General features: G+C 65.8%; 18 protein-coding genes and 2 pseudogenes. 7 read left to right on the top strand and 13 right to left on the bottom strand.

Going from position 1 to position 21645, the window contains the following annotated elements:
- Positions 1-348: 348 nt before the first annotated feature.
- The 3 genes from GO592_RS10435 to GO592_RS10425 form a co-directional block, all read right to left on the bottom strand.
- Positions 349-606 carry a hypothetical protein gene (locus GO592_RS10435; protein WP_039952145.1) on the bottom strand — a complete coding sequence of 86 codons (258 nt, stop codon included), beginning with the start codon at positions 604-606 and terminating at the stop codon, positions 349-351.
- A gap of 285 nt (positions 607-891) precedes the next feature.
- On the bottom strand, positions 892-1071 hold the full coding sequence (locus tag GO592_RS10430; RefSeq protein ID WP_164709622.1) for a hypothetical protein: 180 nt from the start codon (positions 1069-1071) through the stop codon (positions 892-894).
- A gap of 868 nt (positions 1072-1939) precedes the next feature.
- Positions 1940-4294 (bottom strand): arylsulfatase, encoded by a 2355-nt coding sequence (locus GO592_RS10425; protein WP_007299120.1) that lies wholly within the window; start codon positions 4292-4294, stop codon positions 1940-1942.
- 203 nt (positions 4295-4497) lie between these two features.
- On the opposite strand from GO592_RS10425, the gene GO592_RS10420 reads away from it, so the two are divergent.
- The 3 genes from GO592_RS10420 (at position 4498) to GO592_RS10410 (ending at position 6369) form a co-directional block, all read left to right on the top strand.
- Positions 4498-5166 carry a hypothetical protein gene (locus tag GO592_RS10420; protein WP_157234291.1) on the top strand — a complete coding sequence of 223 codons (669 nt, stop codon included), beginning with the start codon at positions 4498-4500 and terminating at the stop codon, positions 5164-5166.
- A 4-nt stretch (positions 5167-5170) separates the two neighbouring features.
- Positions 5171-5314 carry a hypothetical protein gene (locus tag GO592_RS44190; RefSeq protein ID WP_237720521.1) on the top strand — a complete coding sequence of 48 codons (144 nt, stop codon included), beginning with the start codon at positions 5171-5173 and terminating at the stop codon, positions 5312-5314.
- A gap of 473 nt (positions 5315-5787) precedes the next feature.
- Positions 5788-6369, top strand: coding sequence for a dihydrofolate reductase family protein (locus GO592_RS10410; RefSeq protein ID WP_007299118.1), 582 nt, complete (start codon positions 5788-5790; stop codon positions 6367-6369).
- A gap of 221 nt (positions 6370-6590) precedes the next feature.
- Here the strand turns inward: GO592_RS10410 and GO592_RS10405 are convergent.
- A pseudogene (locus GO592_RS10405) lies at positions 6591-6851 on the bottom strand (transposase); the annotation flags it as partial.
- Positions 6852-7070: 219 nt separating this feature from the next.
- Positions 7071-8477, bottom strand: a complete 1407-nt coding sequence (locus GO592_RS10400; RefSeq protein WP_005260610.1) for a DUF2252 domain-containing protein — start codon at positions 8475-8477, stop codon at positions 7071-7073.
- A 262-nt stretch (positions 8478-8739) separates the two neighbouring features.
- Between GO592_RS10400 and GO592_RS44185 the strand changes: the two genes are divergently transcribed.
- Positions 8740-9036, top strand: a complete 297-nt coding sequence (locus GO592_RS44185; RefSeq protein WP_007299116.1) for a helix-turn-helix domain-containing protein — start codon at positions 8740-8742, stop codon at positions 9034-9036.
- A gap of 431 nt (positions 9037-9467) precedes the next feature.
- Here the strand turns inward: GO592_RS44185 and GO592_RS10390 are convergent, their stop codons facing one another.
- From GO592_RS10390 to GO592_RS10380, 3 genes are read right to left on the bottom strand one after another with little or no spacing between them, the layout of a single operon-like run.
- Positions 9468-10658 (bottom strand): YbfB/YjiJ family MFS transporter, encoded by a 1191-nt coding sequence (locus GO592_RS10390; RefSeq protein ID WP_039952142.1) that lies wholly within the window; start codon positions 10656-10658, stop codon positions 9468-9470.
- Positions 10659-10699: 41 nt separating this feature from the next.
- Positions 10700-11599 carry a LysR substrate-binding domain-containing protein gene (locus GO592_RS10385; protein WP_007299114.1) on the bottom strand — a complete coding sequence of 300 codons (900 nt, stop codon included), beginning with the start codon at positions 11597-11599 and terminating at the stop codon, positions 10700-10702.
- Between the two features lie 5 nt (positions 11600-11604).
- The gene (locus GO592_RS10380) at positions 11605-12633 is read right to left on the bottom strand and encodes a nitronate monooxygenase (RefSeq protein WP_007299113.1); all 1029 of its coding nucleotides are present in this window, start codon (positions 12631-12633) and stop codon (positions 11605-11607) included.
- A 105-nt stretch (positions 12634-12738) separates the two neighbouring features.
- On the opposite strand from GO592_RS10380, the gene GO592_RS10375 reads away from it, so the two are divergent.
- Entirely contained in the window at positions 12739-13608 is an 870-nt protein-coding gene (locus GO592_RS10375) for a LysR family transcriptional regulator (protein WP_005562231.1), read from the top strand.
- Here the strand turns inward: GO592_RS10375 and GO592_RS10370 are convergent.
- Genes GO592_RS10370 through GO592_RS10360 form a run of 3 tightly spaced genes read right to left on the bottom strand, consistent with a single transcriptional unit; the run spans position 13596 to position 16706 of the window.
- On the bottom strand, positions 13596-14285 hold the full coding sequence (locus tag GO592_RS10370; protein ID WP_007299112.1) for a pyridoxamine 5'-phosphate oxidase family protein: 690 nt from the start codon (positions 14283-14285) through the stop codon (positions 13596-13598). The two genes, GO592_RS10375 and GO592_RS10370, sit on opposite strands and share 13 nt — an antisense overlap.
- Positions 14282-15658: an MFS transporter gene (locus tag GO592_RS10365; RefSeq protein ID WP_007299111.1), complete on the bottom strand. Its 1377-nt coding sequence runs from the start codon at positions 15656-15658 to the stop codon at positions 14282-14284. The genes GO592_RS10370 and GO592_RS10365 overlap by 4 nt, the downstream gene beginning before the upstream one ends.
- A gap of 58 nt (positions 15659-15716) precedes the next feature.
- Positions 15717-16706, bottom strand: coding sequence for an NAD(P)H-dependent flavin oxidoreductase (locus GO592_RS10360; RefSeq protein ID WP_007299110.1), 990 nt, complete (start codon positions 16704-16706; stop codon positions 15717-15719).
- A gap of 297 nt (positions 16707-17003) precedes the next feature.
- Here GO592_RS10360 and GO592_RS10355 point away from each other — a divergent pair, with 297 nt between their 5' ends.
- Positions 17004-18329: a hypothetical protein gene (locus tag GO592_RS10355; RefSeq protein WP_007299109.1), complete on the top strand. Its 1326-nt coding sequence runs from the start codon at positions 17004-17006 to the stop codon at positions 18327-18329.
- Positions 18330-18520: 191 nt separating this feature from the next.
- Here GO592_RS10355 and GO592_RS10350 read toward each other — a convergent pair whose 3' ends face one another.
- Together GO592_RS10350 and GO592_RS10345 are read right to left on the bottom strand one after the other, a co-directional pair.
- On the bottom strand, positions 18521-18976 hold the full coding sequence (locus GO592_RS10350) for a hypothetical protein (protein WP_007299108.1): 456 nt from the start codon (positions 18974-18976) through the stop codon (positions 18521-18523).
- A gap of 42 nt (positions 18977-19018) precedes the next feature.
- Positions 19019-20251, bottom strand: a complete 1233-nt coding sequence (locus GO592_RS10345; RefSeq protein ID WP_007299107.1) for a DUF6745 domain-containing protein — start codon at positions 20249-20251, stop codon at positions 19019-19021.
- 444 nt (positions 20252-20695) lie between these two features.
- Here GO592_RS10345 and GO592_RS10340 point away from each other — a divergent pair.
- Positions 20696-21579 (top strand): annotated as a pseudogene (locus tag GO592_RS10340) (cyclopropane mycolic acid synthase family methyltransferase).
- Positions 21580-21645 lie beyond the last annotated feature (66 nt).

The raw sequence follows: 21645 nt of genomic DNA, 5'->3' as shown, positions 1-21645 counted from the left end.
TGGATCGCCTTCCCGTCGTCGGAGAGACGCCCGGACGTCAACCTTGTGGACGGCTGGCCTCGACTTCCAGGGACGGCGGACTTAGTGGAAAGGTTCCGTTGGGTCCAGTTGGGTCCCCCCTCATCGGACGAGAGGCGGACGCAGCGGCAATGGCCATTCCAGAATGTGCGATTCGTGCCCAGACGAGGGCGCGCGCCAAGTACGGCGCTGGTCACGCCAAGTACGCGAACCAGCCGAAGCCGGGTCGGAGCGCTCATGATGTCCTCGCGTTATGTGAACCAACCCTGCACGGTCTTCTATCTCAGGCCAGTCTGGCCGAGGATTTCCCAGAATCGGTCCTTCGGGCCGTCAGATCAGGACCAGCACGGCGATGAGCGCGAGTAACGTCACGACACTCGCCGTGGCTATCGAGCCGAACGCCGCGAGCGCGAAGACCCCGGCCTCGAGCTGGCGGCGCTCCGTCGTACGTCCCGATGTCCGGTCGACGCCGAGTCCGACGAACAACCGCAAGATCAGCGCATCCCGCTCGCGCGCACACAAGACCTCGAGGCCCGCGGGAAGTGGAGCACGGCGGCCGCAGGAGGCAGCGACGGTTCGGGTGATCATCCCCCCTGGTCATCGTATTCAGAAGGTGCAGGAACGGCTCACCGGCAGCAGGCCGATCGGCGAGCATGTGCAGAACCGACAAGCACGCACCGTCCGCGACCGAATCCGCGACCGCGGGGTCGAGTTCGGCTCGGCAGCGGCGGATGGCCATCGGCCGGATCGCAGCGTGCAATCTGCTCATCGCGTCCCGGTCTCCGCCACGTGAAGCTGCTGCGAGACGGTCGAACGAGTCGAGTCGGAACGAGGGCCTCATCCGGGGCTCCTCATCTCACCTGTATTGCCTTGTCAGAAGCACCAGTTGAGGCTGGCCGATCCCAGCGGCACGCCGAAGCAGATCGTCACCGACCCGGCGGTGGGAGTCGCGGCGGGTACTGCCTGTGCGGCCGAAGCCGTGGGCGCGGTCAAGGCGCCGAGGGACAGAGTGATGGCAATCGCGGAGAGCGCGGCGGCAATTCGAGTAGACATTTTCAGGATCCTTGATGTGGTTGATGAATGAAGACAATCGCGCACCGGCACGACACCCGCACCGAGCCCGATTGACGTGATCGGGTTTGCTGGTTCTCCAACTCCTCCCAGTCGGCGAACATCGCCTCGATACGGCTCCTGATTTCGAACGTGCGGAAGAATTCCGGACGAGTAGGAAGTCAGTGCTGCCGCCGCGGACATGATCTGACGCCTCTTGCATGCGTCAACTTTCGACCGACATGGCAGGGGACATCGGGATCGTGAATCCGAGAGCGCGATGCCGATCCCGGTAACTTCGAGCGTCTCATGTGCTGGAGCGACTGTTGTAGAGCACAAGGTCATCAACGGCGCCAGCGGGTACGAAACAACGCTAGCGACACGCGGGAATCCGTCTCTGGCCCTTCACAGTCCTTCCGAGTCCGGACAAGAACCCGGCGATGAGAGCCCCGACAGTCGAGCGCCGACGGGGAATACCCGGAACAGGTGCTCCACGAGGACGAGACCGCCCACACCGAGGCGGCCACGCGGTCGCTGCCGGGCTGATCTTCTCGGCGCCGGGCTGCTGGTGTCCGCCTATGGCACCTTCCGGTACCGAGGCGTCGGCCGCAAGCTCGAGGCCCGGGGTCTTCTCGAGGCCGGCGTTCGGCTCGATAGCCACGGCGACGTTACACGCGCTCATCGCAGTCGTGGTGCTGATCTGACGCGGCCGCAGCGACCGACGTCTCGGATCGAGTGTCACGCCGCCGCGGCCGACGATGGGCGGCGACGGACGACGCAAGAACAGTATGCGGACACGTCCGGAGTCCGACCCAGTGGTGCGGCGGCCGGCCGGGCCGGTCGTGATCGATCGACAATCGCGTGATCGCCGTTAGTCGATCATGAACCAGCCTCGGACCTGTGCCTCGTGGCCGACGTATCGTTCGCCGGAGACGTCGACGACGACCTTGTCGATGGTGCCGCCGGTGAACGGGAACGGTGCGGTGTAGTCGGCGGTGACCGGGGAGGCGCTGTCGCGTCCGACGCAGATACCGTCCCCGACAAGGCAGAACACCCCGGGCTGGGTGACGATCTCGCTGCTCGCTACCTGTTGGTCGTCGAGGTAGAGGTCGAGGGTGCCGGCGAATCCGGGCATGGCCGGGTCGTCGTTCTTTCCTTTCACCGTGAATTCGGCCGTGCACACGTGCCCGCCCGGGGTGAGGTCGCGGTCGGCGGCCACGTCCTCGATACGGGTGCCGAGCCAGTTGAAGGTGTAGCGGAGCCGGTGATCCTTGACATACAGGCTGTGTCCGCCGGCGACGCCGCCGTGCGCGAAGAGCACGCCCTCGGCGTCGGGACTGTCCACGTGCACTCCGGCCGCGATGGTGTAGGAGCGGCCGGTGATCTCGGCACCCGCGCTTTCGGGGACGTCCGCGCAGTTCGGGTAGTAGATGTAATGGTCCCGGGGCTTGCCGGGGTGCGGGCGGTCGGCGAGGACCTGTTCGAGGGCGTTGCGGTCGTCGAGTGGGAGGCCGTTGAAGATGCCGGCGTAGTAGAACCAGAGTTCCTTCATCTCGGCGAGGCGTTGCGGTTCGGTGTCGGCGAGGTTGTGGAGTTGGGCCCGATCCTCGGCGAGGTGGTAGAGCTCCCAGACGTCGTGGCCGAAATTGCCCCACCCGGAGATCGGCGGGTGCAGGGCACACGCGAGCCACCCCTCATGGTAGAGGGACCGTTGCCCGAGCATTGCGTAGAACTGAGTTTCCTTCCCCGGGGCGGTGGGATCGGTCAACGTCGCCGCGAAGCTCTGGCCCTCGATCGGACTCTGTGTGTAGCCCTTGAGCACCGCGGGCGGTTCGATGCCGAGGAGTTCGTAGATGGTGGGCACGACATCGACCGCGTGAATGTACTGGTGCAGCGGTTCGGGGCGGGGCGCCAGCTTCGCCGGCCAGGAGACCATGCACATGTCGGCGATGCCGCCCTCGTACCCGGCCCACCGCTTCCAGTACGGGAACGGGGTGTCGAACGCCCAGGCCCATCCGGTGTTGTAGTGGTTGTACGAGGCGGGACCGCCGAGTTCGTCGAGGTGCGGCAGCGTCACCTCGGTGGAGTCGGCGACGCCGTTGAAGAACCGCCATTCGTTGAAAGAACCGTTCGGGCCGCCCTCACCGCTGGCGCCGTTGTCGGAGATCACGACGAGCAGGGTGTTGTCGAGTTCGCCCGAGTCGGCGAGGAAGTCGATCACCCGGCCCAGCTGATCGTCGGCGTAGGAGATGAACCCGGCGAATACCTCGGCCATCCGGATGAACAGGCGCTGCTCGTCGGCGGTGAGCGAGTCCCACGGGCGCACCGTGTCGAGCATCGGCCACAACTGTCCGTCCGGGCCGGTGGTGTTCGGCTCCCCGTGGGGGTTGATCGGCGACAGCTCGGTGTCCGCGGGCAGCAAGCCCAGTTCCTTCTGGCGTGCCAAGATCTCGGCGCGGATCGCCTCGTAACCCTGGTCGAATTTGCCCTTGTATCTGTCGGCCCATTCCGCGGGGACGTGATGTGGGGCATGCCCGGCCTGTGGGGCCAGGTACATGAAGAACGGTTTGTCGGGATCGACGGCCTTGGCGTCTCGGATGAACTCGATCGACTTGTCGGACAGGTCCTTCGAGAGGTGATAACCGTCCTCGGGGGTTGCAGGTGCCTCGATCGGGTGGTTGTCGTAGACCAGATCCGGGTACCAACTGTTCGACTCGCCGCCGAGAAATCCGTAGAAGCGTTCGAAGCCGCGGCCGAGCGGCCACCGGCTCTTGACCGCCGACATGTTGCATTCCTCGCTCGGGGTCAGATGCCATTTGCCGATGCAGTAGGTGTTCCAGCCCCGTTCGGCCAGTACCTCGGAGATGAATCCGTTCTCGAAGGGGATGTGGGTCGAGATGCCGGGGAACCCGGAGCTGAGTTCGGCGACCGTGGCCATCCCGTTGGACGTGGCGTTGCGACCGGTCAGCAGCGATGCGCGGGTGGGCGAACACAGCGCCGTCGTGTGGAAATTCGAGTAGCGCACGCCTGCGTCGGCGATGCGCCGCATGGTGGGGGTCTCGATGGGACCGCCGAAAACGTCCATGCTGCCGTAGCCCACGTCGTCCCACGCGATGATCAGCACGTTCGGGGCACCCTCGGGGGCCTGGGCGGGCAGGTACGGTGACCAGTCCGGGACCGAGTCGCGAATGTCGACTGCGATCTTGCCCTTACGGTTGCTGGCCATGGCGCACTCCTCCGGTCGACGGCCCGCTGCGCACTTCCCGGCATGCGGGAATCCCCCTTTCCATCGTTGTCCCGGCGGTGGCGGGGCGTCTTCGCACGACGCGCACAAGCCGCGAGGGTTTTGCTCACCCGCGGTGCAGCAGCGCGCACCCCGACCGCGGCGCGGTTCGGTGTCCCGCTGGCTTCCCGCACCCGACTTCGACGATGATGGAACCCAAGGCCAATCCGCGCAGCGAGGCCCAGTTCCACCAACTGCGGACGCCGCGTTCCGCGGCGGTCGCGGGCATCGTCTTCGGTGCGCTCTTCGCCACCAGCATTGCCCTGCTGGCCACGGCGATGCCGGCCACGGCGGCGGCGCCGTGGGCACGCGGTGGCTCGAAGATCACCACCGCCCTGTTCCTCGCCCCGCTCGCGGGCATCGCGTTCTTGTGGTTCATCGGGGTGCTCCGTGACCGGTTCGGCGACCTCGAGGACCGCTTCTTCTCGACCGTCTTTTTGGGCAGTGGGCTGCTATTTCTCGCCATGACGTTCGTCTCGATGGCGCTCGCGGGCGCACTGCTCGCCGTTTCCCGGCACTCGTCGGATGTTGCGGAGACCGACATCGTCTATTTCGGGCGGGAGGTGATGCTGCACGTCAACAACGTCTACTCCGTCCGTATGGCCGCGGTGTTCATGATCTCCCTGGCCACGATGTGGCTGCGGACGAGGCTGATGCCGAAGCCGGTGGTGATCGCCACCTATCTGCTTGCCGTGGTGCTCTTGGTGGTCGTCAGCTTCAGTTTCTGGGTGGCGCTGGTCTTCCCGGTGTGGGTGCTGGTGGTCAGCGCGTACATCCTCGTCACCGATCACCGGCAACCGGCTCGTCCGGACTGACACGGTGGGGACGGCGCGGCGTCTGGCAGACCTGGATCACCGCCGCCGACGGCGGGCCGTCCTGCGTGCCCTCCTGGCGGTTGCGGCGACCTGGGCGCTGCTCGGCGCCGCCTACTACCTGGTGCCGGCGAGGAACTACCTCGAATAGGGCGCTGGCGCCGGGTGGTGATCGGAGGTGCGCTCTTCGTCGGAGTTTTGGTGTGGCAGATCCGCCGGATCCTGCGCGCCCCACTGCCCCAGCTGCGTGCGATCGAAGCCCTCGGCGCGATCATCGCGCTGTTTCTGCTTGGTTTAGCGCCTCCCCCGTGCAGGGCGACACTGCAGGGCCGAGAATCCTCCATCGCTCACGCAGCACGCGTAACCACGCAAATGTCTGGGGCCGAACCGATCGACTGGGGCGACCTCGCCGGTGGCGCAGGCTACTTCGACCAGGCCCACTTCGGCCACGAGTTCCGGGCGTTCACCGGGCTCACGCCGACCCGGTACGTCGAAGTCCGGCGGCGGTTCCTGCGCGAACATCCCGGCCACGCGCTGGACAGTTGGCCGCCGGCCGAATTTCTTACAAGAGCGACAGCTCACGACACGCTAAATTTGGGGCACCCCAAAGCAGAGGAGAGCCCCGTGGGCAAGGTGGTCATGTACAGCTCGGTGTCGGTGGACGGCTTCATCGCGGACGAGAATGACCAGCCCGGACCGCTGTTCGACTGGTTGTCCAGCGGTGACGTCCCGTTGGACGAGAGCGGCGACGTGAAGGTGTCGCAGACGTCCTACGACTACACCCGGCCGTACTGGGACCAGATCGGGGCGACACTCGTCGGCCGCCACGTCTTCGACATGACGGACGGCTGGGACGGAAGGCCTCCGGGCGGGGTCGACCACGTGGTCGTCGTGACGCACCGGCCGCAGCCCGAGGGCTGGGACCCCGAGGCGCCGTTCCACTTCGTCGACGGCATCGAGGCAGCCGTGGCCAAGGCGCAGGAGCTCGCGGGTGACCGCATCGTCGAGGTCGCCGCTGGCGACGTCGGTGGCCAGGTGCTTGCCGCAGGCCTGGTCGACGAGGTGCGCATGGACGTCGTACCCGTCGTGTTCGGGTCCGGCAAGCGCTACTTCGGGTCGGTCCACGCGCAGCACCTGTTGGAGGATCCTGACGTGGTGATTCAGGGCAACCGGGTTCTACACCTGCGCTATCGGGTACGCCGTTGACCGATCTGAGCGAGTGCGCGAAGAAGTCTGCTGCGAACGGTGACACAAGATCGGGCCTCCGGCTGCGTTTGCGCATCGCTGTCCCTCGTCGGGCAGCCGACGCCGATCCGCCCCAGCACCTCACCTGCGGCAAGTTCAACTCGAGATCACTGGTTGCCGGTGTCCGTCTAATCTTGGCCGACCCCAGGAAGAGTGGCTCTTCACCAATGCAGGGTGTAGTCGGGTCTGAATCCGTCTGTCTCGAGTAGGGACGGGTGGTGTAGTTGGTGAGGTTGCGGAATCCGAGGGCGGAGCCGCGCAGGTGCTCCAGGCGACCGTTCGATCGCATCGGTTGGACCGTTGCTGGTGCCGGGCCGGTCGAAGCAGGCCAGTATGTCAGCGGCTCGCTTGCTCAGGGTGCGGCCGAGCTTGGCGATCTCGACCAGTAGCCTGGGGACGCCGGCGCTGAGCGACTCGATCAGCGTGACCATCAGCTCGCGGCCCGCCGCTGGGCACCGCAGTCCGATGAATCGCTCGACTCGGAGAACGCTGAAACCGGGCGCTACCTCATTGGTCTCGTGGAAGCTTTCAAGGTCGAGACTGGCGGCATCGCCAGGGTCGAGCCGGAGTAGGATGACTGACGCGACCGCCGCGGCACTGCCGCGAGGGGCGGGCGACCAGAGTGTGGCCGCCGCGAAACCGGACGACAAATACACACCGATTCACGTCAGCGGCTCACACGGCAACTTCCCCCGCTTGACCGCGTCGACCAAAGTCGCGTGGTCGCGTTCGGTCTGATCCGCATAGGCGTGCGCGAACCGGCTCAGTGCGACGTCGAGCGTGTCCGACTTTCCGACGTAGCCGCCGATCATCGACGCACCACTGGTCCGCGCGTGGCCCTTCGCGAGCAGGCGCCCGCAGATGCCGGCGTAGTCGGTCAGCGCTGCCGCGCTGAGGTGGTCGATCGGGACCGCGCCCTTCATGTTCCGGAATTGCCGCACGTAGTACTGCCGGCCCTCCACCGTGGTCCAGCCGAGCAACGGATCGCTGACGGTCTGCAGCGCCTGCTGGTACTCGACCACGCGCCGGCCCTGGTGGTCGTGCCAGGCGGACTCGCCGTGTACGAAGCGCGCCACGACGGAACGACGCGCCTGCTTGAGCTGCAGGAACACCACGTCGTCGGCACTGCTCCCTTCGCACAGCACGACGTAAGCACGCAGTCCGACGCTGCCCACGCCGACCACTTTGTGCGCGACGTCGACGACGGTGTAGCCACTGAGCAGTCGTGCCCAGTGGCTGGGCAGCGTGGTGAGGTATTCGTCGAGCCCGGCGGCGATTTGCTCGGCCTCCGCCTCGGACACCCGGGTGATCAGCGGCGGCTCCTCCACGATGCGCCGGCCGGTTTCGTCCTGCTCGGTGAATCGAGGCAGCGCCCGGTCGCTGACGCGGCGCCGAGCCCGCTCCGCGGCGCGGGTGATCTCGTGGCGCAGCGACTCGTCCGACGCCGTCGTCTGCAGCCGGTCGAGGTCGAGTCGCTCGAACGAGCGCGCCAGCAATGGTTGTTCCGCGAGCCAGCGCACATGCTCGCGATAGGTGGCGACGCAGGACTGCACCGCACTCTCGCACTGCCCCTCGGTCGCCGAGTTCTGCCGGCCCGCCACCCAGATGCTCGCAGTCAAGCGGCGCAGGTCCCATTCCCAGCCGCCGGGATGCGCCTCGTCGAAGTCGTTCAGATCCAGCACCAGGTCACGCTCCGGCGACGCGTAGAACCCGAAGTTGCCCAGATGCGCATCCCCGCAGATCACCGGCTGGATTCCGGTCACCGGCAGCCCGGCGAGGTCCTGGGCCATCACGATCGCGGTGCCGCGCAGAAAACCATACGGCGAGGCCGCCATCCGCCCGACCCTGACCGGTATGAGCGATTCCACCCGACCCTGGTGCGACACACCGATCTGATCCACCACATCGGGGCGATCGTCCGGTGCGCGCCACTCGCCGAGCGCGGACCGCGGTGTCTGCTTGCGCAGGCGTTTGCCGAGTGCGTACCGCTCCGCCCTCGGCGTGGCCCGGCGACGCAACGACGCGAACGACTGCCCGTCGATGGTCGGCAACACGATGTGCGCGTCCACGGTTGCGCGCCGACGTCGAGGATCGGGCCGTCCATCACGGCGTGCGGCTTGTCCGGGTTGGCCACGTTGCGCATCAGACAACTCGATCACCGTCTCTTCGCTGTGTGGAGTAAGGATGCGTGCAGCATATCGACGGGTACCTCACACTCGCGGCGAACGGTCGCTAGCCGTCCACCCGGTCTGTCGATCCGCTCGACCATGTCGCCCCGGTGGGCGGCATCGCCGAGCAGATCAGGGAGCTACCTCGATCCGGACCGAGGCGGTGCGCACATTGCAGTACCTGATGCGTCAACAGTCGGTCACGCGAGACAATCCGACTCCCCAGCTCCCGGCAGCGGCTGTGTTCGAAGACTATTGGACCGAGCTCAACCTACTCGAGATCGGCAAGTACACAGCCGACAAGCATCTCGACAAGTTCGACGTCATCGATGCGATCCGGGCGTACGACGCCACCCACCACACCGACTTTCTGATCACTCTGCGTACGTACTTCGATTCGAACGCGAACGTGTCCACAGCGGCCGACCGAATGCATGTCCACGGCAATACCATTCGGTAGCGGATCACCCGCCTCACCGAGGAGTTCCATATCGACTTCGACAATCCGACCACTCGCCTATGGCTGTGGCTCCGACTCGTTTCGACAGACCCGATGTGAGTGGACGCATGCGGCGTGGGTCCACTCCCCCGCGCTGTACCGGCTCTGGGACGTGACCGTTGCAGCCTGCACGCCGGGTGCCGGGAACGCGAGAATTGTCAGCGCCATGGCGCCGATGACGAGGCCGGCGAGACAGGCCGCGCCGCCTACGCTCGCGCGAATTGCGTGAAGTGGTTGAAATCTTCGACCTCTGTGTTGACTCACCATGACGATCTCCGTGTGCTCTCGACCGTGCCGCGGCGCCGGCGACGTAAAGCCAGCATGGCCGCGACTCGTCGTGACCACATCGGCCGAAGTACGCGTGCGCATACCTGCTTTTCGACTACCACTCCTCATTCGACCGTGGCTCGCTGACGAAACCGGGCGGTCAGTACCGCGGCGGCGAGTGCTGCCGCCAGAACGATGCCCGAAGCGACGAGCAATGCCAGGTGATAGCCGTCGGAAAGCAGTGGTGTGACGATGAGCGGGCCCGCGATCTGACCGAGGCTGTATCCGGTCGTCAGGATCGCGACCGCGCGTGGGAACTGGAGGTGAGCGCCGATCGTCAGCGACATCTGACTGATGCCGAGGAATGTTCCCCCGAACAGGAAGGCGGAGACCAGGGCGGTCCAGATGCCGCCTGCCACCGCGGGCAACGCGATGCCGGCGGCCTGAATGACGAGTGCGATCACCAGCAGGATCGGGCGAGACCATCGTCTGCCGAGCAACGCCCAGAGTGGACCGGACGGTAGCGCCGCTAGCCCGACGAGTACCCAGGCGCCACTGCCGGCGAAGCTGCCTGCGGTGTGGTCGATCGCTGCCACGAGAAAAGTGCCGGCGATGATGTACCCGACGCCCTCGAGGGAATAGCTGATGAAGAGCGCACCGAACCGGCGGTGCCCCTGCTTGTGCGATCTTCTGCGCTCGGCCGTCGGCGCCGTCGGAGCGCGTTCCGGTGTGAGAGTCCACGCCGCGAGGGTGCAGATCAGGGTCAGCAGTGCGGCCGCCCACCACACGGAGCCCCACGTGCTCACCGACCGCAAGATGAGGACGACGAGCCCGGACAGGGCAATACCTGCTCCGATTCCGCCGAACGCCCAACCCGACAGGTGCGCCGCGTGCCCACTCAGGTTGGAGTGCATGGCACTGACCGCGATGACGAAGACCATCGCGCTGGCGGCACCCGCAACGCAACGCAGTACGGCCCAGGCGGTTTCGTTCGATGTCACCGGCATGAGCGCCAGCGTGGTGGTCAGGATCAGCATCGAGACACGCATGGCTGCCGCCGAGCGCATCAAGCCGGGTAGGACGATTCCGGCCAGCGCGCCGACGAGGTATCCCAGATAGTTTGCCGTCGCCAGAGCGGCGCCCGCCGACGGTGTCAATCCTGCCTGGGCCTCCATCAGAGGGAGAACAGGTGTGTAGACGAACCGTCCGATGCCCATGCTCGCCGCCAATGCGGCCCCGACCTGGCCGACCGTGATCCACGGCGATGTCGGCGTGCGGAATGCGGTCAGCCCGTCGGCGCTGTCCACTACGTTCATGCGTTCTCTTTCAACAACATTCGGTCGGCGCGTAGGTCCCTCTAGCGAGCCACGGATTTCAGGGACGCCGGGCGGCTGGACTCGTGGGTGTGGAACAGGAAACGCGACATCGCAGGGGTCATGGTGGAATCGTTACGGCGGATGAACAGGGTTTCCGCGCGCGAGTCGGCCGGCGCGAGGTGATGCACCTTCAACGCCGCCGCCAACGGCGAAGTGGTCACCACGCCCAGCGGCAGCAGGGTCACGCCCATCCCCGCGGCCGCACACCCGAGGATGCCCTCGAGAGTTCCGAACTCGAGGACGTCCGGGCTCGGCACTCCGTGCTGCTCGAAGAGCCGTTCCAGGCGGGCCCGGTAGGCGCAGCCGGCCCGGAGGACGAGAACCTTGTGCCGCCGGCCATCGGTCATTACGGAGTCCAGATCGGCCACGCGAACACCGCTCACCAGCACGAGTTGCTCGATGAAGACCTGCTCGGCGACCAGGTCCGGATGCCGTACCGGGCCGCAGACGAACGCGCCGTCGAGTCGATGCTCGATCACCTGGGTGGTCAGCGCGTCGGTGGTGTCGGTCGCCAAGGTGAAGTCGACTCGGGGGCACTCGTCGCTGAAGGCGGCCAGCACCCCGGGGAGCCGCAACCCGGCGGTGGTCTCCATGGAGCCGATCGCCAGTCGTCCACCCGGCTCGTGATCGTCGCTGACGACCTGCGTCACTTCCCGCACGAGCTGAGTGATCTGTTCGGCATAGGGCAGCAGACGTTCGCCGGAGTTCGTCAGGGTCACCCCACGGGCATGGCGGCGGAACAGTTCCACACCGAGTTCGTCTTCGAGCGCGCGGATCCGTGAGCTGATGTTCGACTGAACCGTCAGTAGTTCCTTCGATGCCCGGGAGATTCCGCCGGCGCGGGCCACGGCCAGGAAGAAGTTCAGATCGCCGATGTCCATGAGAATTACCGCGTTTCACTCCACAGGTCCCGAACGATCTCCCCTGCGGGGGCCGAACGAGCACTGCGATAGCCGGTGCCGGCCCAGAGGGCGAGGCCGTGCGGGTCGCCGGCGGCGCCTGCTGCGGCCCGCAGCCCACTGGTCAGCAGGTGTACCTGTGGATATGCCGCCACCGCGTGAGCATCGAAGTCGGTGATGAAGTCATTGACCAGGCCACGTGCGGGACGACCGGAGAACGCGCGGGTGACAACGGTGTCGGTGAAGCGGGCGTCGTGCAACGCGGCCCGATGCGCGGGTTTGGTCCCTGCCTCGTCGGCGTCGAGGAGAGCGGTACCGATCTGGACGGCGGTGGCGCCGGCCGCGAGTGCCGCCGCGACGTCTGCTGCGGTCGCGATCCCACCCGCCGCGATGATGGGAAGCTCGATTGCCGAGCGGGCCGCCTCGACCAAGTCCCTCGTCGAACGTGGGTCCGGCTCGGCGCCGGGGTCGAGCGTCGCTCGATGCCCGCCCGCGTCGACTCCTTGTAGACCGATCGCGTCGACGCCCACCCCTGCAGCCGAGCACGCCTCGTCGACATCGGACACCGTGGCCACCACGGCGCTGCCGGCGTCGTGTAACCGATCGACGACGTCCCGCGGTGGAAGACCGAAGGTGAACGACACCACGGGAACGGCAAGCTCGACCGCGAGGCCGACCTTGGCGTCGAAGGCGTCGTCGTCGAAGTCGACGACCTCCGGCAGCGACACCTGCCAGTGTTCCGCGAGTGGCTGCAGTCGCGCCCGATAGGCCTCCACCGCGGCACGGTCTGCCACGGGGCGGCCGGGGACGAAAAGATTGAGTCCGAACGGTGCACTCGTCAGCGCGCGGACCGCGTCGACCTCACGCCGAACCGCGTCGACGGTCTTGTACCCGGCCGCGAGGAAACCGAGGCCACCGGCGGACGAGACCGCGGCAACGAGCTCGGGCGTGCTCGGTCCTCCTGCCATGGGCGCCCCGATGATGGGAATTCGGAGGCCGTCCTCGAGATCGAACACCAGGATCCTTTCGGTCGATGTGTGCGTGGTCTTTCCGTTTCTCATCGTGCACCGCCGCAGTGCGGAGCGGAAATGCCTCTTCGGCCGGATCTATGCTTGGGAGTTATGTCCATCGAACTGCGGCATCTGCGGGCGGCCGTTGCGATCGCCGAGGCAGGCTCGTTCACCGCCGCGGCGAACGCTCTCCACATCACCCAGCCGGCGCTCACCCGAACGGTGCAGCAGCTCGAGACCTCACTCGGCGTGCGATTGTTCGACCGGACCTCGCGGGCACTTGCCCTCACCGAGGACGGTGCCGGGTTCGTCGAGAAGGTGCGCGTCATCCTCGGCGATCTCGATTCCGCGGTTGCGCTGTACACCAACCGATCCCTCGTCCTCGGCTTCAGTTGGCTCCTGCCCGATCCGTGGGCGCAGCAGGTGATCGACGACGTCGAGAAGAATTCCCGCGCCACCGTCGTTCCGCGACGCTACGACGACCCCATCGCCGCACTGAACAACGCCACCGTGGACGCCGCCGTCGTCCGCCGGGATGTTCCCGGCGACGAGTTCGTACAACATCCACTGTTCGAGGAGCAGCGGATTGCGGCGGTCTCGACTGCGTCGCCTCTCGCGACCCGAGAATCGATCGACTGGGCCGAGTTCGGAACGCTTCCCCTGGTCATCAATACCCTCAGCGGCACCACATCCGAAGACCTGTGGCCGAACCACGACGGCCCGGTGGTGACGTGCTCGAACTTCGACGACTGGCTCGAGTTGATCGCCGCCGATCGGGGTGTCGGCACGGTTCCCGAAGTGGCCCGCAGGCGGGTAACCCATCGGAACGTCCAGTTCATCCCGCTGGTCGGTGCGCCACCCGCGGTCGTGAGGTTCGTGTACCGCCGCAACCGCGCGACCCCGCTGCTGCGAGTACTGCGGGACGCCGCGATCCGGCACTCTCCGCCACCCGGCAGTGCCACTGTCGGTCAACGCGACTGACCGTCGTCGGTGTGCCGGCGAAGCCGGGCGACTTCCCGCTCCAGATCTGCATTGCAGGATCGCAGTCGTTCGACTTCTTCCTGTAGACCCTTGCGGGCCAACGTGAGCGACTCCCGCATCCGCGCCTCGCCATACTTCGGCGGGATGTTCTTCGTGCAGTTCCGGTCGAGGGCCTCGACGTGGATGACGAACGCGCGATCGCATCCGGCCTTACCTGACCCGCCGGGTGTGGTGAGGAGCCGGGCGATGAGATCCGGATCGTCGGCACGCTCGACGACATCGGCTCGACCGTAGACTTTGACTCTGGTACGGGTGGGGTAGTCGATGAAGAAGAGAGCCACTCGGTCGTTCTCGTCGAGGTTGCCGACCGTGACGAACTGCTGATTTCCCGAGTAGTCCGCCAGCGCAATCGTCGTCGGGTCCGGCACGTGCACGAAGCCGGGCGGGCCGCCTCGGTGTTGGATATAGGGCCACCCCGAGGGTGTCACGGTCGCGATGAAGAACGAATTGGTGGCTCGGATCAGGGCAGTGACGCGGGTGTCCAGTTCGTCGGGCAGGCCTGGGTCGTCCTCCTGCGCCCGCATGCGTCCGTACCAGTTGATGCTCCCCGTCGCCTTCTGCCGCTCGGCCACCGGAGCAGTGAACGCGATCGCGCCGTACCGGGTCGGGTGTCTCATGACGAGTACTCGGAATCGATCTGCTTCCACGCCCTCCGGACTATCGGGCTGTCCACGCCGCGCCGCAACGTCAGCACGAACACCACTGCGGTGACCGTGGTTACCGCGATGGGGTAGATCAGCCCGGCGAGCACGTTCCCGGTCGCGGAGTTGAGCGAGAGCGCCACCAGAGGGGTGAAGCCACCGAACACGCCGGTCCCGATGTGGTACGCCAGCGACAGTCCGGTGTAGCGGATCTGTGGTGGGAACAATTCGGACAGGAATGCCGCGGTGGGCCCGTAGACCATGGTGACGAAGATGACCTGAATCGTCAGCGGCACGATCATCTGGATGTGGTGGCCCTCGACCGCGGCGTCCCGGACCCACTGGAACAGCGGGAGGTAGCCGACTGCCGAAAGTACCAAGCCGCACAGGATGATCCGAGTCCGTCCATACCTGTCGGATACCTTGCCGAAGACGACGAAGAACGGTGTCGCGATGACCAGGGCGATTCCGACCGAGACATTCGCGGTGAGGAAGTCGATCTTCAAGATCGTCTGCAGGAAGTACAGCGTGTAGAACTGGCTGGTGTACCAGGCAACTCCCAGCCCGGCCGTGATTCCGAAGAGCACGACGAGCAGCAACGCGAAGGCCGGCTTGTGCGCAACCGCATCCTTGATCGGTGAACGCGAGAGGTTTCCGCTCCGTCGCATCTCCTCGAACACCGGCGATTCGTGCATCTTCATGCGGATCTTCAGCGAGAACAACACCAGGACCGCGGACAGGAGGAACGGAATCCGCCAGCCCCACACACTGAATGCCTGCTCGCCCAGGCCGACCCGGCAGAGCACGATGACGCCGATCGACAGGAGGAGGCCACCGGTCGCGGTGGTCTGGAGAACACTGGTGAGGGCTCCGCGTTTCCTCGCCGGCGAATTCTCCGCGATGTAGACGACTGCGCCCCCGTACTCTCCGCCGATCGCGAGACCCTGCAGCAGCCGCAACGTCACCAGCAGTATCGGCGCCAGAATCCCGATGTGGTCATAGGTGGGCATCAGTCCGAGCATCGTGGTGGCGCCGCCCATGATGAGCAACGTCGTCATGAACGTCTTCTTACGTCCGACGCGGTCCCCCATTCTGCCGAACACCATGGCGCCGATGGGGCGTACGACGAAACCCGTGCCGAAGGCGGCAATCGTGACGAGAAGTGCTGCGGTTCCGTTTCCTTCGGGAAAGAACATCCCGGAGAAGACGACTGCGAGACTGCCGTAGATGTAGAAGTCGTACCATTCGATCAACGTTCCGACACTCGACGCGGTGATGATCTTGCGAAGGCTGCTCTTCGCGACACCGCTCGCGAGAGCGGGTGGTGAAACGGACTGGCTGGTGGTCATGGGGAATCCTTCTCCGGGACGCGCGGGGTGAGGGTTGGCGAGGTCGCACCGATGGGCGTTAGGAGCCGATCGCCGCCAAGTCGTGGGACGTGCGGCCCAGGATGGCGGCGGCGGTGTCGACCACGTCTTCGATGATCGACGCGACGGTGTCGACACGATCGATCTGTCCGACGACCTCACCGACGATCAGATTCGCGACGTCGTAGTCCTCGGCCTTCACTGCTGCCCGGAATTGCTCCTGCTTCTCCTGAAGCACGCCCCGGAGGCCGGACTCGTCGCCGTGCCACCGGCGGATGAAGTCGTTGTGCAGGACTCGGCCCGTGTATCGAGTCGGCCAGGGCTTCTCACGCACGATGTCGAAGGCACTCTGTCTGATCGTGTCGTCCCCACTCGCCCGTAGGGCACGGTGCTGGGCCGCGCGGGGAACTGCCGCCTCCTCGGCCGCCCAGAACCTGGTACCGACGAGGGCACCGTCCGCTCCGAGGGCGAGCGCGGCGGCCAGGCCTCGGCCGTCGCCGATTCCACCGGCTGCCAGCAGCATTACCTCCGGGGCCTCCCGCGCGAGAAAGTCGGCGATCTCCGGCACCAGGGTGAACGTCGATCGGGTTCCTGTTCCATGACCGCCCGCCTCTCCCCCTTGAGCAGCGATGACGTTCGCACCTACCGCCACCGCGCGGCGCGCTTGTTCGAGATTGTGCACCTGGCAGATCAGCGGGATTCCGGCGGCACGAATCGCAGGCGCATGCGGTGCCGGGTCGCTGAAAGAGAGGAAGATGGCCGCCGGACGGTAGCCGATCGCCTTCTCGAGGAGTTGGGGTTGCTGCGCCATGGACCAGGTGATGAAGCCACAGCCGACCGCCTCCGTCGTCACGCGGTCGAACTGATCGTGCAACCAGGACTCGTCGCCGTATCCGCCGCCGATCAATCCCAGCCCTCCTGCCTCGGCCACGGCAGAAGCCAATCTCCAATCGGAGACGTAATCCATCGGTGCAAGGACGATGGGGTGTTCGATTCCGAATTTCTCGGTCAGACGGTTCTGCAGGCTCATGCTGGGTCCTCCACAAATTTCCGACGTGTCGCAGTGTGTCCCACGTGCTGCACGTCACACCGGACGGCTTTGCGACAACGCTAGAACCCGCCCGAACAGCGGTCCAACAGTTTGTACCGATACCTGCGTTCTCCAGAACAGAACGCTCGCGCGACCGTGCGGACTCGTGAAATTCTCTGTCCTGCAATGCACTAGACCACGGACCACTCGAGCAACCGAAGGGCCGAGCTCCCGCACTTCGATACGGGACAGGTCGATCTGGGTTACCGTGAGCATCGACTTGCCGAGGGAGCGATCATGGTCGAGGACGGTGCCCGGAGATGGCGCGACAGCACATGGTTCGACGTAGTCGTCATCCTCTCGACCATCGCCGCCGGAACCGTGGTGGCCGGCCTGCTGAACGACCCTGGGACCGGTGAGCCCACCGCCGACCGCGAGTACTCCTACGTTTTCGAACCCGCGCCGTACCCGGCGCAGATTCCGGGGTGCGATGTGGTCGAGCCGCCCTCGGACCCTGAACGCGTCAACTTCGCCACCGTCGGGTCGGGCGAGTACGACAATCCGAAGTATCCGTGGTTCTCGATGGCGAAGGCGGCGGCGATGACGCAGGCCGCCATCGACGCGCTACCGAACTCGACGGAGTTGGATTTCGCCAGTCCAAGCCAGTCCCTTCAGTTCGAGCCGATCGCCGATTACGACCCCTCCAACTTCCCGCAGGAGGGGGACGCGGACCTGTTCAGCGGGTCGACCAACGCCCGCGGCTCGCTGGTCCGAGACGGGCAGGTCGGTACCGTGACCGTCGATGTCCGGGCATGGGACCGCCCCATCCTGCCGTGCGTGGCAGGAGCGCTGGATCGACGCGACACCCGCCCGGACGGCACGGTGCTCGATTCGCTGGACACCTGGTACGAGATCAACGGCGTCCGCACACTCGAACGAACTGTCGTCGCTTACCATCCCGATGGCACCCGGATCGTGGCTACCGCCAGCGACGCCGACAACACCGACCTGAAGGCGCGCACCCGGCACAGCGGACAGATCCCGTTGACCCTCGAGGAATTGACCGCGATCGCCACCACCCCGTCCCTGACGGTGACGGCGCCGGTCATCCCGGCCGTGCCGCTGATGCCGTCGTGCGGCGCGGACACCGATGGGAACGGGCCGGAGCTGACCCCCGAGAAAGTGGCCCGTCTCGATCGGGCACTCGAAGCCCGTTGGGCGACCATGCCGGGCAACAACGACCTCGCCCTGGATCGGCCGATCGGATCACTTCGATTGACCGACTTCGGCAAGGACAACGTCTGCGAGGTGATCACCGTGACATCGGCCGCCGGCGAGGGGCGCCTGGATATCGCCGCCGTCAGTGGCCGGTCCGCGCCGTCACCGCAGGATGAGTACCTGAACGAGATCAATCCGGATCGCATCACCACCAGGTCGCCGGACGGAGCCACCGTCACCCGCGCGGACTACCCCGCCAACGGCGGCAGCGCCTACTTCTCGATCACTCTCCCCTCCACCCAACAGGTCATCATCAGCACCACCCCCATCGGAGGGTCCATCGTGCCGATGACATTGGAGCAGATCGAATACCTGGCCACCGCACCCGAACTCGACCTGGACTGAGAACCCGAGTACCGGGAATCGCACGTGCCGCCGTCGATGGCACTGTGAGCGGTCACCAGACAGTCGCTTTCACCACCGGCCCCCGCGGCCACCGTGCCCCGGAGGTCCACGCGTAGGGGTCCGCAATCGACAGCCGCGCGGCATTCCCAATACAGGTATCGATCCGATTGCCTCGGACGAGGTCCCGAACGCTAGTCGGCGACCAACTGCGCCCTTCCGGAAGTCCGCCCGATGCTTTGTTCTCGCTGCCGTCCGATGACATACCGGCCAGGGGCGATGCCGGTGGCTCCGTGCTCGGGGTGGATGAGGTAAGCCGTCGCTCGGCTGTCGAGGATACCGAGGGCGAGACGCCTGGGGTCGTTGACGGGCGTCGACCATGTGCAGCCCCCTTCGTCAGCGACCAGGCTGTGTGGGTTCCCGCCCGCAGCACTACGCAGCAACTCCACTCCTGAGAGCGGTACGTTCTCCGACAGTGTCCACGAGGCGGACGTGACGATATCGGCGAGAAGCGAATACGGGATCACGATGAGATCTCCCTGTGCCTGCAGACCGTCGACGACGGGTATGGACACTTCCTGGGCGAGATAGTCGAACACATCGAGGCCGGTGAGGGCAGTGAGAGCGGACAGGGTCATGGTTGCATTCATGCGAATCACCTTCGAGTTCGGGGAGTCAGGTTTCGGTCTTGTTCAGGTGCGACGAACGAGGCGGGCGTAGTCGGCGCCGCCGAGGCCGTAGGTCCAGCCCGCGGCGTCCAGTGCGGATGAGATCCATATGGGCACGTGAAGCCCGTATTGTCGCCGACGTCCGTCGCGTTCGGGAGAACCGTTGATCGCGAGCAGGATACGGCCAGTGCGCCCCCAGCCGTCCGGGGTCGCGTAGAGCCGCAGGGTGCAACCGGCATTGCCGGGATCGTCGGCCTGGTCGACCAGCGCGAGGTCGGCCGTATCGATGTAGGTGTCCCACCCGATGCGCTCGATCGCGCATCGGCGAATCTCGACATTGCGTTCGTGCGCGATGCGTTCGGCAGTCGGGTCGCGGACGACCCAGTCCGGGACGATGGTTCCGTGCAGAACGAACACTGCATCGCCGTCTTGGAATTCGAGTGCCGGGGAATCCGAGTGGTGCAGCCGGTGTTCGTTGTGCACACGGCCCGGTATGGGCTCGGAATGAAGGGTGGTGGGACGCTCTGCCATGACACATACGCCGTCGAACGCCCACCACCACCCGGTTGCACCGGTCAACGCGATGTTGGCGTCGAGTAGTGCATCGTCGTGGGAGTGGAATTTCGCGAGGCCGAGCCGACGGTACATGTCGTAGTATGCGACTCGGTGGGCCTCTTGTTGTCCGTACCAGGTGACACCGAGAACAGCTGGAGGCAGAAGCGTCCGTATCGCAGCTGCAACCCCGTCGAAAAGCGTGGTGTGCAGGGAATCCCAGACGGTAGCTCGGATGATCCGATCGGGGCTGATGCCGACGCGGGCGGCATCCTCAGGCGGCTTCACCCGTGCGGTCTCGACCGCCCGGCGTTCGTTCGGCCAGTCGGATATCCTCCGCTTGATGCGTGCGTCCATGCGTTTGCGTGATTCCGACAGCATGGTTGCGATACCGGCGGTAGCGCCATGGATTCCGTTGCCCTCGAGCGACATCGGCATCGACAGGCCTTCGGCGGCGATCAGGTTCGATCCGGCTGAGGGAGACGGAACCCAGACGAACTCCGGCTCGCGGGATTTTGATTGTCGATACAGCTGCGCGACAGCCGATTCCGCAGTGGTGCGATCGGAGGGGTGTGCGCACAGCCCGTGCGTGAGCCATGCATCGCGCACGGCCTCGACGACGAGAATGTTGTAGGAGAAGGGATCAGCGTTCTCGGTGAATGCCGCTCGGGGTCGAGCCGCCGAGCGAATCGGTGCGGCGCTCACGCGACGGTGGCGGTGTCCGCCTTTCCGGTAGTCATAGTTCTAGAGCCTGACACGAGGACGCGGCGAGCACAAGGCCCGTCACCGACTCGCCCAAGAGATTTCTGGTGTCGATCACGCTCGCACATCGGGCGACCTTCGATCCGCGCCGAGGACAGTGCTCGCCCAGGCGTCCGACGCCGGGTGGGCGATCCTCGATCACCGGGCCGGTCGGTCTGCGTGGCCCCTTCCTCATGGAACATTCCACGTACCCGCGCCGGGCAGTGCGGTGAGTACACCTGGACGTATATCGAGCGAGTCCCGCGGTGTCCGTCCTGAGTGTCCTCTGCAATGCCGGGTCGGTCCATCCGGCATCCGAGCCTCGGCGGCCGCCGACATCCCGTCCGATCCGCGCAATCGCGGGCACTCGTGCATTGACACTCCCTCGCTGGAAGAGCAGGTTCGGCAATGACACAACTGACACCGTTCTACCAGGACGTGCAATCCCATTACGACCTCTCGGACGAGTTCTTCGCCCTGTTCCTCGACCCGTCCCGCACCTACAGCTGCGACTACTTCTCCCGCCCGGACCTGACGCTCGAACAGGCACAGCTGGCCAAGATCGACCTTGCGCTGAACAAATGCGATCTGCGACCGGGAATGACCCTGCTCGATATCGGCTGTGGCTGGGGTGCGACGAAGCGTCGGGCGGCCGAAAAGTACGACGTCAACGTGGTCGGGCTGACTCTGAGCCGCAACCAATATGAGCATGTCCGGGCGCAGTTCTCGGCCCGTCCGCCGACCGGGCGCACCGCGCAGGTGCGGCTGCAAGGGTGGGAGAACTTCACCGAGCCGGTGGACCGGATCGTCAGCATCGCGCCTTCGAGCACTTCCGCCGCCAACGTTACGAAGCGTTCTTCAAACGAGCCCGACAAATCCTGCCCGATGACGGACGTATGCTCCGACACACCATCGTCGGTCACTCTCGTCCGCTGTTGGACGCAATGGGTGTCGCAGTTACCCGCGACGACGCCCTGTTCCTGCGGTTTATCCTGCGCGTGATCTTCCCCGGTGGTCAGCTCCCCGAACGCGAGGCGATCATCCCGCTGGCACAGCGCAATGGATTCTGGGTGCAGAACATCGAGTCCCTGCAACCCCACTACGCTCGCACCCAGGACATGTGGGCCCAGGCTCTGGCGTCCCGACACCAGGACGCGGTTCGGCTGGCCTCCGAGCAGACTTACCGGAACTACCACCACTACCTCACAGGCTGCGCCGACACCTTCCGTCGCCGCCTCATCGACGTGCTGCAATTCACCTTGCTCACCCAGGGCGCTCCACAACTGCCATAACCGCGGCCTCCAGTTGAACGCGCATGTCGCCGAGTCGACTCTCCAAACCACACCGACCTCCTTGCC

It is taken from the genome of Rhodococcus sp. 21391, from assembly GCF_016772255.1.
GTDB classification, from domain to species: domain Bacteria; phylum Actinomycetota; class Actinomycetes; order Mycobacteriales; family Mycobacteriaceae; genus Rhodococcus_F; species Rhodococcus_F opacus.
Note: the sequence above shows the minus strand (reverse complement) of the source record. Positions and strands in the feature narration are given on the sequence as shown.

What these genes read in the sequence shown, in the direction of transcription:
- GO592_RS10390 (WP_039952142.1), bottom strand. Translation starts at nt 10,658, where the DNA reads ATGAACGTAGTGGACAGCGCCGACGGGCTGACCGCATTCCGCACGCCG.
- GO592_RS10370 (WP_007299112.1), bottom strand. Translation starts at nt 14,285, where the DNA reads ATGAGACACCCGACCCGGTACGGCGCGATCGCGTTCACTGCTCCGGTG.
- GO592_RS10365 (WP_007299111.1), bottom strand. Translation starts at nt 15,658, where the DNA reads ATGACCACCAGCCAGTCCGTTTCACCACCCGCTCTCGCGAGCGGTGTC.
- GO592_RS10355 (WP_007299109.1), top strand. Translation starts at nt 17,004, where the DNA reads ATGGTCGAGGACGGTGCCCGGAGATGGCGCGACAGCACATGGTTCGAC.
- GO592_RS10350 (WP_007299108.1), bottom strand. Translation starts at nt 18,976, where the DNA reads ATGAATGCAACCATGACCCTGTCCGCTCTCACTGCCCTCACCGGCCTC.
- GO592_RS10420 (WP_157234291.1), top strand. Translation starts at nt 4,498, where the DNA reads ATGATGGAACCCAAGGCCAATCCGCGCAGCGAGGCCCAGTTCCACCAA.
- GO592_RS10430 (WP_164709622.1), bottom strand. Translation starts at nt 1,071, where the DNA reads ATGTCTACTCGAATTGCCGCCGCGCTCTCCGCGATTGCCATCACTCTG.
- GO592_RS10385 (WP_007299114.1), bottom strand. Translation starts at nt 11,599, where the DNA reads ATGGACATCGGCGATCTGAACTTCTTCCTGGCCGTGGCCCGCGCCGGC.
- GO592_RS10435 (WP_039952145.1), bottom strand. Translation starts at nt 606, where the DNA reads ATGATCACCCGAACCGTCGCTGCCTCCTGCGGCCGCCGTGCTCCACTT.
- GO592_RS10375 (WP_005562231.1), top strand. Translation starts at nt 12,739, where the DNA reads ATGTCCATCGAACTGCGGCATCTGCGGGCGGCCGTTGCGATCGCCGAG.
- GO592_RS10360 (WP_007299110.1), bottom strand. Translation starts at nt 16,706, where the DNA reads ATGAGCCTGCAGAACCGTCTGACCGAGAAATTCGGAATCGAACACCCC.
- GO592_RS10425 (WP_007299120.1), bottom strand. Translation starts at nt 4,294, where the DNA reads ATGGCCAGCAACCGTAAGGGCAAGATCGCAGTCGACATTCGCGACTCG.